The organism is Bacteroides sp. LFL-34 (assembly GCF_027257075.1).
Lineage (GTDB): Bacteria > Bacteroidota > Bacteroidia > Bacteroidales > Bacteroidaceae > Bacteroides > Bacteroides ovatus.
In genome coordinates, this window is record NZ_JAPQKZ010000020.1 from 39,637 (window position 1) to 52,127 (window position 12,491).

The 12,491-nt window shown below is 42.4% G+C and carries 11 protein-coding genes and 1 pseudogene; 2 read left to right on the forward strand and 10 right to left on the reverse strand.

Features of this window, described 5'->3' with window-relative positions; translation table 11 throughout:
* Nucleotides 1-849 carry a DUF4348 domain-containing protein gene (locus tag N5O98_RS13300; protein ID WP_004297036.1) on the reverse strand — a complete coding sequence of 283 codons (849 nt, stop codon included), beginning with the start codon at nt 847-849 and terminating at the stop codon, nt 1-3.
* On the reverse strand, nt 849-1,802 hold the full coding sequence (locus N5O98_RS13305; protein ID WP_004311497.1) for an NAD-dependent epimerase/dehydratase family protein: 954 nt from the start codon (nt 1,800-1,802) through the stop codon (nt 849-851). The genes N5O98_RS13300 and N5O98_RS13305 overlap by 1 nt, the downstream gene beginning before the upstream one ends.
* A gap of 136 nt (nt 1,803-1,938) precedes the next feature.
* Between N5O98_RS13305 and kbl the strand changes: the two genes are divergently transcribed.
* Nucleotides 1,939-3,132: a glycine C-acetyltransferase gene (kbl, locus tag N5O98_RS13310; protein WP_004311498.1), complete on the forward strand. Its 1,194-nt coding sequence runs from the start codon at nt 1,939-1,941 to the stop codon at nt 3,130-3,132.
* Between the two features lie 202 nt (nt 3,133-3,334).
* Complete coding sequence (locus tag N5O98_RS13315; protein WP_004304023.1) at nt 3,335-3,742, forward strand: DUF2721 domain-containing protein; 408 nt, start codon at nt 3,335-3,337, stop codon at nt 3,740-3,742.
* A gap of 31 nt (nt 3,743-3,773) precedes the next feature.
* Here N5O98_RS13315 and N5O98_RS13320 read toward each other — a convergent pair.
* The 8 genes and pseudogenes from N5O98_RS13320 to hisA all read right to left on the reverse strand — a co-directional run bounded on the left by N5O98_RS13320 (nt 3,774) and on the right by hisA (nt 12,477).
* Nucleotides 3,774-6,037: pseudogene (locus N5O98_RS13320) on the reverse strand (ATP-binding protein).
* A gap of 156 nt (nt 6,038-6,193) precedes the next feature.
* Nucleotides 6,194-6,673 carry a ferritin gene (locus N5O98_RS13325; RefSeq protein ID WP_004304025.1) on the reverse strand — a complete coding sequence of 160 codons (480 nt, stop codon included), beginning with the start codon at nt 6,671-6,673 and terminating at the stop codon, nt 6,194-6,196.
* Nucleotides 6,674-6,814: 141 nt separating this feature from the next.
* On the reverse strand, nt 6,815-7,975 hold the full coding sequence (gene lysA / locus N5O98_RS13330; protein WP_004304026.1) for a diaminopimelate decarboxylase: 1,161 nt from the start codon (nt 7,973-7,975) through the stop codon (nt 6,815-6,817).
* A 78-nt stretch (nt 7,976-8,053) separates the two neighbouring features.
* Nucleotides 8,054-9,373, reverse strand: coding sequence for an aspartate kinase (locus tag N5O98_RS13335; RefSeq protein WP_004304027.1), 1,320 nt, complete (start codon nt 9,371-9,373; stop codon nt 8,054-8,056).
* Between the two features lie 13 nt (nt 9,374-9,386).
* Nucleotides 9,387-10,115: a cell division ATP-binding protein FtsE gene (locus tag N5O98_RS13340; protein ID WP_004304028.1), complete on the reverse strand. Its 729-nt coding sequence runs from the start codon at nt 10,113-10,115 to the stop codon at nt 9,387-9,389.
* 41 nt (nt 10,116-10,156) lie between these two features.
* A complete protein-coding gene (gene hisIE, locus N5O98_RS13345; protein WP_004304029.1) occupies nt 10,157-10,768 on the reverse strand; it encodes a bifunctional phosphoribosyl-AMP cyclohydrolase/phosphoribosyl-ATP diphosphatase HisIE in 612 nt (203 codons plus the stop codon).
* Between the two features lie 130 nt (nt 10,769-10,898).
* Entirely contained in the window at nt 10,899-11,654 is a 756-nt protein-coding gene (gene hisF / locus N5O98_RS13350) for an imidazole glycerol phosphate synthase subunit HisF (RefSeq protein WP_004311503.1), read from the reverse strand.
* A 103-nt stretch (nt 11,655-11,757) separates the two neighbouring features.
* Nucleotides 11,758-12,477 (reverse strand): 1-(5-phosphoribosyl)-5-[(5-phosphoribosylamino)methylideneamino]imidazole-4-carboxamide isomerase, encoded by a 720-nt coding sequence (hisA, locus tag N5O98_RS13355; protein WP_004311504.1) that lies wholly within the window; start codon nt 12,475-12,477, stop codon nt 11,758-11,760.
* Nucleotides 12,478-12,491: the final 14 nt, after the last annotated feature.

Sequence of the window (12,491 nt, forward strand, 5' to 3'; positions counted from 1 at the left end):
TCAGATACTTGTATCTTCAAACTTATACAATTCCCATTCTCCGGCTTTCCGGCGGAAATAAAGGATATTGGAAAAACCATTTCCGATACCTTTCAACGCCAGGATTTTCGTGGGCGAATCATCGTCATTCCGCTGTCCGTAATTAATATTAGAAAGGCGGTCGACAGGAAGTACCGGTTTGAAGGCGAACCACTGATTAAGATCGAGGGTTGTCTCCAAAATGGAGAAATCATCGTCCGGATCACTGGTTACAAAAGCCAACGGCTCCCGCACACGCTGACTCTGAAAAAGACTATCCGTTGCAAAATGTCCGAAAAACTCAACAAAGTTTTCATTATCACTTTGTTCAATGGGCCGCAGGTTGATTGCCTCCAGTATCCATGCACCTTTGATACGTTCAAAATAGTATCTTTTCACCATTCGTGTTTTCACGAACATCCACTCTACCTGCACAGAAGTGAGGGAGGTATCTCCTACTAAATCCATGTCTTCTTCTCTATCAAACAGCAGTGTATAATAATGCTGTTTGGTAAACAAGTCATCATGCTTCCAGTTGCGTTCCTCAATGTTTGACTTCTTATCTCCATTGTAGTAGGGCAATGGAAATTTCACACGCTGACGCTGTAACACATCATCGGAAGCAAAATTGTAAATAAAATCATCGAAAGATTCATCCGCCTGTATAGGCTGCGGATCTTCCGGCGATTTATCATGGTGGCTAGAATCGGCTATCTGCCGGACTGAATCCACCTCTTTAGTAATAGATGCGAAGGGGTCAATATTTGTTTTCTTGTTTCCACAAGAGCTCAATATACCGAGCAGTATGACCCCTGCAATTAGTTTTTTCATTATTTCAGTTTCTCTCTTAACTTTTCAAGCATATCCACCGTCATGCTTTCCAAATTGTAGGCCGGCTTCCATCCCCACTCTTCACGAGCACAGGTATCATCCAGACTATCGGGCCAGCTATCGGCTATACGCTGCTTCAAAGGATCTATATCATAAATCATCTCAAACTGCGGCACATGCTTCTTGATAGCTTGATATATCGTTTCCGGATCGAAACTCATGGAAGCGATATTGAAAGCATTGCGATGTATCAATCTTGCCGGATCAGCTTCCATCAGTGTGATTGCTGCATTCAGCGCATCCGGCATGTACATCATATCCATTAAAGTGCCTTGCTTAATGGGGCACACAAACTTTTCTCCTTTCACTGCCGAGTAGTAAATATCGACAGCATAATCGGTCGTACCTCCTCCCGGAGGGGTCACATTCGAAATAATGCCCGGAAAACGGACAGCACGAGTATCGACACCGTATTTATTAAAATAGTAATCACTCAACAACTCTGTCGTTACTTTAGTGACTCCATACATGGTACGGGGACGTTGAATGGTGTCCTGCGGTGTTTTCGTGTGAGGCGTACTAGCGCCAAACGAACCGATAGAACTCGGAGTAAACACCGCGCACCCTTGTTCACGTGCCACTTCCAGCACATTCCACAATCCATCGATGCCTATTTTCCAAGCCAGCTTGGGTTTCGACTCGGCAACTACGGACAACAGAGCAGCCAAGTTATAAATTGTATCGATATGATACTCTTTTACTACAGATGCAATCGCCTCGCCGTCCGTTACATCAGCAATAGCCGACGGTCCCGACTCCTTTAATTCCCCTTTAGGTTCTGCACCCGGAATATAACCAGCTACTACATTTGCATTTCCGTAACGTTTACGTAGCTCCATCGTTAGCTCCGACCCTATCTGTCCGGTAGCTCCAATAATCAAAATGTGTTCCATTTTTTCTTCTGACTTAGAATATCAAGCTTAAATAGTGCGCAAAGTAAGCACTTTTTTTTCAGATTTTAATCAAAAAGACATTGTTATTCCAAGAAAAATTGTGTCCTTTGCAATATAACTTAATCACCCAAACACTATGTACGGTAAAATGCAAGAATATCTCCGCCAAACATTGGCTGAAATCAAGGAAGCCGGACTTTATAAAGAAGAACGACTGATTGAAAGTGCGCAGCAAGCTGCCATCACTGTAAAAGGTAAGGAAGTATTAAACTTCTGCGCAAACAACTATCTAGGATTGTCCAATCATCCCCGATTAATCAAGGCTTCGCAGGAAATGATGAACAACCGTGGATACGGAATGTCGTCCGTCCGTTTCATTTGTGGAACACAAGATATACACAAAGAACTGGAAACTGCCATCTCGGACTATTTCCAGACTGAAGACACGATTCTGTATGCTGCCTGCTTCGATGCTAACGGCGGTGTATTCGAACCACTTTTCTCTGAAGAGGATGCCATTATCTCGGACTCGCTAAACCATGCTTCTATCATTGACGGGGTACGTCTTTGCAAAGCGAAACGTTACCGTTATGCCAATGCTGACATGAAAGACTTGGAAAGATGTCTGCAAGAAGCGCAGGCACAACGTTTCCGTATTGTTGTTACGGACGGTGTGTTCTCAATGGATGGTAATGTAGCTCCGATGGATCAGATTTGTGATCTTGCCGAGAAATACGATGCGTTAGTAATGGTGGACGAGTCTCACTCTGCCGGTGTGGTAGGTGCCACTGGTCATGGCGTAAGCGAGTTGTATAAGACTCACGGACGTGTAGATATTTATACCGGAACGTTGGGTAAGGCTTTCGGCGGTGCACTGGGAGGATTTACCACCGGACGTAAAGAAATCATTGATTTGCTCCGTCAACGCAGTCGCCCGTATTTGTTCTCCAACTCATTGGCTCCAGGTATCATCGGTGCAAGTCTTGAAGTTTTCAAGATGCTGAAAGAGAGCAATGCCCTGCATGACAAGTTGGTTGAAAATGTAAACTATTTCCGTGATAAGATGACGGCTGCCGGATTTGATATTAAACCGACGCAAAGTGCTATTTGTGCGGTAATGCTGTATGATGCGAAACTGTCTCAAATTTATGCTGCACGTATGCAGGAAGAAGGAATCTATGTGACAGGTTTCTACTATCCGGTAGTGCCGAAAGATCAGGCCCGCATCCGTGTACAGATTTCTGCAGGACACGAAAAAGCACATCTTGACAAGTGTATCGCTGCCTTTATCAAGGTAGGTAAAGAGCTCAACGTATTGAAAGCGGAATAACTCCGAAGCAAGGTTTCCTTGCGGAATCTATATTTTAGGCGAGGATTACACGGATCACACAGATTTCACGTATCTTACACAGTTGCTTTATAACAAGCTTCATTCTAAAAAACGTATAATACGTGAAATCTATGTTATCTGCACCTAAATTCTCTTTTATAAAATGAATTTTGAACCGCTACTTGACTACAAAAAATAGATTATGGAAGAACTGACCCTCACTACTCCTGCCCTACTTTTCTCGGCAGTTTCATTGATTTTGTTGGCTTACACCAACCGTTTCTTATCGTATGCCCAACTTGTGCGCCAACTGCGTGACCGCTACGTGGAGAACCCTTCGGATATCACTGAAGCTCAAATCGAGAATTTACGGAAACGGTTGAACCTGACCCGTACAATGCAAGGACTGGGTATTGCAAGTCTTTTTCTTTGCGTAGTCAGTATGTTTCTTATTTATATCGGACTGCAATTATTTTCTGCTTACGTATTCGGACTGGCACTGATTCTGTTGATAGCCTCTCTAGGCGTATCTTTCCGCGAAATACAGATTTCCACCCGTTCACTGGAGATTTACTTGGGAACGATGGAGAAAGGGAAAAACAAAAAATAACACGGTTGACAATCCCTCCTATTAAGTTTTATCAAGACACTACCCGGCAAGGAAGGATGACCGTAAAGCGACTTCCCTTGCCTACTTCGGATTTGAGTTCAATCCTTCCACCCAGTTTTTCTATAATTACCTGACAAATAGAAAGCCCCAATCCTGCTCCCTGTGAAAATTCGTTCTGTTTGTAGAAACGGCTGAAAATCATCCGTTGTTCTTCGCGTGGAATACCTCTCCCAGTATCTTCTACATAAATCCGCACATGCCCCTCATCCGGCAGATAAATATACCCTAATTTGATATATCCGGTTTCCGTAAATTTACTGGCGTTATTCAAGAAATTTGTTAGAACTTGTATCAAGCGCTCTCTATCCACATTAATTTCCAAAGGTATATTATCCACTTCTTTCAGGAATTCCAGGCGTGGAGCAATCAATACCTGGTGAGTCATATAAATGTCATCAATCAGCTCTCTCACCCTACATTTCTTAAACGAGAAAGACATATAGCCTGATTCGATACGAGAAAGCTCCAAAATATCGTTAATCAATTTGAGCAACAACTCGCTGTTCTTATTAATAGCGCCGATGTATTCTTCGCGTTCTACGGAACTCAATCCATCTTCCAATGCCAGAATATTGGCAAAACCCACAATCGAATTAAGTGGAGTACGTATCTCATGGCTCATATTTGCCAGGAATGATTGTTTCAATTCTGCCTTTTCAGCGAGTAAGCGTGCAGCTTCCAGTTCCTCTTCACGATCTTTTATATCTTGTATGTTGAGCAGCAAACCTGCTGTTTTATATTCACCACCCGAAAGCTGTTTAGTAGTATAACGAAACTCCCACCACTATAGCCTTTACCGTCGAAGTTACAAAGCTCCTGCACAATTTTTTTATGAGCACTTTTCAGATTTCGCCAGTTGAACTTCACTCCCTCCCAATGATCGGGATGAATAAAGCTCATGAATTCCTTAAACGATAGTTGTCTAGGATTTAACCCTTGCGACGCCCAGAATGCATCTTCAAAAACAAAACAACCCTTATCCAATCTCCAAGCATACGTCATTCCACCCTCAATGGCTAATGACAATGTTTCTTTTTCATCAGCCAATGCTATAAGAGCCTGTTTTTTCCTCATCTGTTCCCGAAGATATAGCCACCAAAGAGAAGCAAAAAGTAAAATCAGGAAAAGAACAAATGAAGCGACTAAGGCTCCCCACAAAAATGGATATTCATCTCTGAACGGAATATTGATAATACGATATTTAGCAGGAATACTTTCCTTACTCAAACCAATTTGCGTCATTGTATTCCAGTCTACGACATACTCTTTCCGGCTTTCAACAATGGGTATATCCGAAGGGCTTGCGCCATGTAATATGCGAACGGCAGTTTTCACCTCTTCTTCTACCTGAATAGGCAGCGAAGTGATGTATCCACCCAACAACTTCTCACCAAACCCAAAGGCTTCATTGATGGCTGTCAGACTAGGACTACCACAGATACTCCCAATATTAATAGTGGTGTAATCACGTTTCAACTGGATATAACATTGATCGCGGTAACTCCTGTTCAAAACCCACATAAAAGTAGCATTCGAATGGTTTCTGGCATTACGCAAAGGAATAGCCATGAAACGGGTATAGCCTTCTTCCTGTGCCAAACGTATCTGTTCTTCAGGAGAAAGTTCGGGATTATCTATGAATCCGGTCACTTTATATCCTTTAAACTGCTCCTTTGCATCTCTTCTGATTTGTCTGTCGATATAGGTAGTATCAAGCATGGTAAACAAACGAACGTGCTCACCGAAAAGCTCTTTTGCCACACTGATATTCTCATTAAAGGCTATCTTGTCATGGAAGCCTGTCACGTTGGGATGATGTTTCAGTAATCCCCAATTCGGATAATTGACACCACCAAAAACTACAGGCACTTCTTTCGCCAACTGAATTCCGCATTTCATCAATGAATAAGTAGCCTAGTCTTCATTCACCAGAATCACTTCCGGCCGCCAATCTTTCGATACGGAATCAACCAGAAAGCGCATCCGCTCAAGTTCCGGCTCTTCCCAGTAGGATTCACAGTCTAAATAAACGGTACGAATATCAGCATCAATTTTCTCTTTTTCAAATTGCTCCGCTATCATCCGGTTAAATTCCGGATAAGCCGCATAAGTCTCCTCATAAGAGTGGATAACCAGAATACGCCGTTCTTCTTTTTGAGAACAACTACTCACCCCCAAAAAGAGCAATAAAAATACAGGGAGCAATCTAAAAATTCCTCTATTCACACCATTCATTTATAATAATCGGGATTAATTTTTCTCTGACTCGTAATACAAAGGTAGTTTATTTTCGAACATATAAGCCTAATAAGTGAAAAAAAAGAAGCTGTCTGAACAGAAATTCAGGCAGCTTCTATCTATATAAAGAACTATTTTTTCAGAGTAGCATCATTAACGCTGTCCCAATTGTGAATCTACAAAGAAAATTCCGGTATCACCAGCCTTCTTGATCTTGTCAACAATGCCTTGTGCTGTAGCTTCTTCTTCTACTTGTTCGCGAACAAATCCCCACAAGAAATCCTGTGTTGCTTTATCCTTTTCAGCAGCAGCTACGTCTACCAGCTTGTCTACCAATTGAGAAACATGACATTCATGCTTGTAAACGTGTTCAAACACTTCGAGAGGTGTACCCCATCCGTTAGGAACAACATCTATTTTATCTACTTTAGCAGTTCCTCCACGTTTGATGATATAATCTGCCATTGCATAAGCGTGTCCCATTTCTTCCTGGGATTGCTTTTTCATCCAATGAGCAAAACCGCTGAAACCTTCTTTCTCAAAATAGAAAGACATTGCTAGATACAGGTTAGCAGACCACATTTCAGCAGTAATCTGTTCGTTAATTGCATTCTGTAATTTTTCTGAAATCATAATCGTATTTTTTATTAAGTTGTTAATGTAGTTTCTTTTTGAACTCATTACAAAAATAACAAGCTTTCAGTTAAAATTGTTCCATGCACCCTATATTTTTAAACTACATTCACATTTTGATTGTAGTGGTTCATTTTTTACTTACACCAGTTCGTCGGAAGTATATCCTTTCGGCAGTTCACGACAGTTGTATCCGGAAGCCATTATTTCACCATAAGCACCAGCAGAACGAAGGGCTATCAAGTCACCACGCTTCACTTTGTTCAGGTCAATTGCTTTTCCGAAAACATCCGACGATTCACAGATCGGTCCTACTACATCGTATGCCTCCAATGGTTCTTCGGAAGTAATATTTTCCATTTTATGGAATGCCTGATACAGAGCCGGACGGATAAGATCGGTCATACCTGCATCCAGGATGGCAAATTTCTTCCGTGTGCCTTGTTTTACATACAAAACCTTAGAGATTAAGGAACCGCACTGTCCTACAACTGCACGTCCCAATTCAAAATGCAAGGTCTGATAAGGACGTAATTTCAGTTGTCCGGCATAGGTAGCAAAGTAATCCTTGAAGTTCGGAATAGCCTGACGATTGGGATGTCCGTAGTCAATTCCCAAACCACCTCCTACATTAATGTGTTCTACCAGAATTCTGCGAGCTTCCAATTTATCCTGCAATTCATTGACACGATTACAGAGAGCTACAAAATCGCCCATATCCAGAATCTGTGAACCAATGTGGAAATGAAGCCCGATAAACTTTACGTTTTTCATCTCCTGCGCCACATCTATCACCTTGTCCATATCCTGCATGCTGATACCGAATTTGTTTTCCGCCAAACCGGTAGTGATATTTGCGTGAGTATGTGCGCCTACATCCGGATTGATACGGAAAGCAACATTAGCCACCTTATTTTGAGCAGCAGCCAATTCATTGATTACTTCCAGTTCGGGAATAGACTCTACATTGAAACAGAAGATGCCGTACTCCAGCCCGAGGTTAATTTCCCAGTCTGCTTTACCTACTCCTGCAAAAACAACTTTATTGGCCGGAAATCCTGCACGGATAGCGGCACGAATTTCTCCACCGCTCACACAGTCGGCTCCCATTCCGCTCTCACGGATGATGGTAAGTACTTTCGGGTTAGCATTTGCTTTAACAGCGTAATGCACTGAATAATTAGGATATTTGGCAACCTCATGGTTAATAGCCGACAATGTATCGCGCAGCACTTTGGTATCGTAATAATAGAAAGGTGTCTGCAAAGTGCGGAATTTATCGATTGGAAATATTCCCTTCATAATTCGAAAAACTTGTTTAGTTGGTTAAAAAAGAGCGCTTTTATCAGTTCGGTAAAAGCGCTCGTATTATTTGTGGAATTATTTGCCGTTGAAAAGCATATCGCTCAACGATTGTAAAGCTACTTTCTTATCACACTCCCGAATGAGGAAGGAGATGTTATAGTTACTTCCTCCAAACGAGATCATTCGCACCGGTATATCGCGCATCGCATCGAGTGCTTTTGCTTCAAAACCGACATTTTCCCATTCAAGGTCACCTACAACGCAGATGATACACATTTCTTTATCAACGGTTACTGTTCCGTATTTCTTCAGGTCGTCCAGAATCTCATTAAGATGTTTCGTGTTATCTATCGTAACAGATACACCGACTTCTGACGTACAGATCATATCGATAGATGTCTGATAGCTTTCGAAGATTTCGAACACCTTACGCAAGAAACCATGAGCCAATAACATGCGGCTGGATTTAATCTTAATAGCAGTGATGTTATCTTTTGCAGCTACTGCCTTAATCTTGCCTTTTTCCGTATCGTTAGAAATCAGTGTGCCCGGAGCCTCCGGATCCATTGTGTTCAACAAGCGGACAGGGATATTGGCATATTTAGCCGGCTGGATACAAGTAGGGTGCAGAATCTTTGCACCGAAGTAAGCCAACTCGGCTGCTTCTTCGAAGTGCAGCTGGCGTACCGGAGCGGTCTTGTCAACAATACGCGGGTCGTTATTGTGCATACCGTCGATATCTGTCCAGATCTGGATTTCGGAAGCGTTCACTGCTGCTCCGATCAGAGAAGCGGTGTAGTCGCTACCACCACGTTGCAGGTTGTCTATCTCACCGTAAGCATTGCGGCAGATGAAACCTTGCGTAATGTAGATTTCCGTATCCGGATAAAGATCCAATTGAGCACGCAATTTATCCTTAATATATACGGGGTCCGGTTCTGCGTTCTTATCAGTACGCATGAATTCCAAAGCCGGAAGCAACACGGACTTCACACCGCATTCCTGCAGGTAAAAGTTTACCATCGCCGTAGAGATAAGCTCTCCCTGTGCCAAAACCACTTTCTCTTCGAACAAAGTGAAAAGGTCTTTAGTATAGGAGCGGATGTAGTCGAAGTGGGATTTGACAACTTCAAGACCTTTCTGTTTATATTCCTGGGTTGCAAAAAGCTCATCAATATGCTGTTTATATTTTGCTTCCAGCTTATTAATAATCTCGTTGGCACCCTCCGGATTCTTCTTATACAGATAGTCCGAAATTTCCACCAATGTGTTTGTTGTTCCTGACATAGCAGAAAGAACAACAATCTTCTGTTCACCATCGGTAATCAATTTGGCTACTTCCTTCATGCGCTGAGCAGAACCTACGGAAGTTCCTCCAAACTTTAAAACTTTCATTTTCGTTACTGTTTTAGTTATCTATATTTAAATCTATTTCTATTGTTCTCTGTCTGGGCATATATTCATCAGTCACATCTACAATCTGATGGTCGGCACAACGATATACCCTGCCCGGATAATCTTTCAACAGTTGCAAATTGTGCGTCGTCATCACTACCGATGAGCCGGATTCGCAGATATTGTGCAACAATTCAACGATGGCTTTACCTGTTTCCACATCCAGATTTCCGGTTGGTTCATCCGCCAGGATGATAGCCGGAGAATTGAGTACGGCACGTGCAATCACAATGCGCTGCTGTTCGCCACCGGAAAGTTCGTTCGGAAGTTTATAACCTTTGTTGGACATTCCCACCAGTTGAAGCACTTCTTCAATACGATCCTGTATCTCCTGTTTGTTTTTCCAGCCTGTGGCACGAAGCACAAATTCCAGGTTATTATATACAGTACGGTCTGTAAGCAGCTGAAAATCCTGGAATACAATGCCTAACTTGCGGCGCAGTTGCGGGATATGCTTACGTTTGATAGATCGCATATTATAACCCAGCACTTCCGCTTCACCGTCAATTACGTCCAGTTCGCCATAAAGAGTCTTAAGCAGACTCGTTTTTCCCGAGCCTACTTTTCCGATCAAATAGACAAACTCTCCTTTGTGCAATTCCAGATTTACATCACTTAGCACACAGAGTTCCTGTTGATGGATTTCTACGTTCTTATATTGTATCAACGCCCCGTCATCCATGCCGACTCCCGTTTTAATTTTTAATTTCTAATCTTTACTTATTAATGCTTCTTCCAGGTACTGCTATGTCTTTCCTGCAGTTCACGTGCAAGATCTTCGATGCGATAGCCTTTTGAAGCAAGCAATACAATCATGTGATAAATGAGGTCGGCTCCTTCGTAGATCAAACGTTCGTCAGTACCGTTCGTTGCTTCGATCACTGTTTCCACAGCTTCCTCACCTACTTTTTGAGCTATCTTATTGATTCCCGACTCAAACAGACTGGTCGTATAAGAACCTTCGGGCATCTCTTCGTGACGCTTGTCTATGAAGTCCTGCAATGCTTTCAGGAACATGACTGGTTCTTCGTTTTTCTCCCCCCAACAAGTATCTGTGCCTGTATGACACACAGGACCTACCGGATCTACTTGAATCAATAATGTATCATTGTCGCAATCAGCCTTTATAGATACAACATGAAGGAAGTTACCGCTTTCTTCACCTTTTGTCCATAAACGATTCTTCGTACGGCTAAAGAATGTAACTTTTCCGGTTTCCACCGTTTTATCATAAGCTTCTTTATTCATGAAACCCAGCATCAAGACCTTACGTGTCTCGTTGTCCTGTATGATAGCCGGAACGAGTCCGTTCATTTTATCGAAATCCAATTCCATTTTTATATAAGTTCTAATTACTATTCCAATTTACAATTACTACCTATTCGCCTACGGAATTCTTTTGCAGACAGTTCCTATATTTATCTGACTATATAATCCATCCGCAGGAAAACCCGGCCGGGGTGCCTCACCCCCTGATGGTAATTCCTTCGCCGCAAAGATACGATTTTAATTCGGGAATTTTAATTTCTCCGAAGTGAAAAACACTGGCAGCCAATGCAGCATCTGCCTTTCCCTGTAAAAAGACATCACGGAAGTGCTCCTTACAGCCCGCACCTCCCGAAGCTATGATGGGAATAAAGAGTTGATCCGCTAAAGCGGCAAGTGCTTCATTTGCATAACCGGCTTTTACACCATCGTGATTCATGCTTGTGAAGAGTATTTCTCCTGCTCCGCGTTCCTGTGCTTCTTTAGTCCACTCGAACAGATCTTTATCCGTTTCGATGCGTCCTCCGTTCAGGTAACATTTCCAACCGTTTTCGGTCTGTTTGGCATCTACAGCCAACACACAAACTTGTGAGCCGAAATTCTTTGCTATCTCGTCAACCAACCGGGGATTGCGGATAGCGGAAGAATTGATAGAAATCTTATCTGCCCCTGCATTCAGCAGACGGTCTACATCACTTAATTCATTGATTCCACCACCTACGGTAAATGGGATATTGATATTAGCAGCAATCCGTTTTACCAATTCCGTAAAAGTCTTACGTCCTTCATGGCTTGCAGTAATGTCCAGGAAAACAAGTTCATCCGCTCCCTGTTCACTGTAAGCACGACCTAGCTCCACCGGATCACCGGCTTGGCGCAAGTTGACAAAATTCGTTCCTTTCACGGTTTGTCCGTCTTTTATATCCAGACAAGGTACTATTCTTTTTGCTAACACAATCCTATTTTATTTATTGTTCAACAATTTATAACCTATATTCCTGAAGCTCGATTCTTATCTTCCTTATAATAAAGGTATCTTATTTATTCCGATACGCTCATTACAGAAAGATTCTCAAATCTTGTAAGGTGATATGTCCTTCGTATAATGCCTTACCGAAAATAACTCCGGGAACACCGGCCTCATCCAAGGCTACAATATCATCCATCTTGCTCACCCCGCCACTAGCCATCAGATAAAGGTCAGGGAATTTTGCCAACACCTCTTTATACAAATCGATAGAAGGGCCACTCAACATTCCGTCACAGCTAATATCCGTACAGATTACTTTTCGTATACCTTTATCTATATAATTTTCGAGAAATGGAAAAAGTTCACAGGCACTTTCATCTTTCCAACCATTGACGGCTATCTTATGTTCTTTTACATCTGCCCCCAAAATAATCTTCTCACTGCCGTATATTTCCAGCCAATGACAGAATAATTCCGGATCTTTCACTGCAATGCTTCCTCCGGTTACCATCTGCGCACCGCTCTCAAAAGCAATTTTCAAATCTTCATCACTCTTTACTCCTCCACCAAAATCTATGACAAGAGAAGTGCGTACAGCAATCTGTTCCAACACCCGATAGTTAACGACATGATGAGAAGCAGCACCGTCCAAGTCTACCACATGAAGCCTGCGAACACCGTTCGCTTCAAACTCCTTTGCAACTTCCACCGGGTTCTCATTATACACCTTTTTACTATCGTAATCTCCCTGGGAAAGGCGTACGCACTTTCCATCAATAATATCAATGGCTGGAATAATTTCTATCATCTATTTACTATTTG

Bases quoted from the DNA above. Each gene is read 5' to 3' on its own strand.
- N5O98_RS13335 (WP_004304027.1), bottom strand. From the start codon at position 9,373: ATGAAAGTTTTAAAGTTTGGAGGAACTTCCGTAGGTTCTGCTCAGCGC.
- hisIE (WP_004304029.1), bottom strand. From the start codon at position 10,768: ATGGAATTGGATTTCGATAAAATGAACGGACTCGTTCCGGCTATCATA.
- N5O98_RS13300 (WP_004297036.1), bottom strand. From the start codon at position 849: ATGAAAAAACTAATTGCAGGGGTCATACTGCTCGGTATATTGAGCTCT.
- kbl (WP_004311498.1), top strand. From the start codon at position 1,939: ATGTACGGTAAAATGCAAGAATATCTCCGCCAAACATTGGCTGAAATC.
- N5O98_RS13305 (WP_004311497.1), bottom strand. From the start codon at position 1,802: ATGGAACACATTTTGATTATTGGAGCTACCGGACAGATAGGGTCGGAG.
- hisA (WP_004311504.1), bottom strand. From the start codon at position 12,477: ATGATAGAAATTATTCCAGCCATTGATATTATTGATGGAAAGTGCGTA.
- N5O98_RS13340 (WP_004304028.1), bottom strand. From the start codon at position 10,115: ATGGATGACGGGGCGTTGATACAATATAAGAACGTAGAAATCCATCAA.
- lysA (WP_004304026.1), bottom strand. From the start codon at position 7,975: ATGAAGGGAATATTTCCAATCGATAAATTCCGCACTTTGCAGACACCT.
- N5O98_RS13315 (WP_004304023.1), top strand. From the start codon at position 3,335: ATGGAAGAACTGACCCTCACTACTCCTGCCCTACTTTTCTCGGCAGTT.
- N5O98_RS13325 (WP_004304025.1), bottom strand. From the start codon at position 6,673: ATGATTTCAGAAAAATTACAGAATGCAATTAACGAACAGATTACTGCT.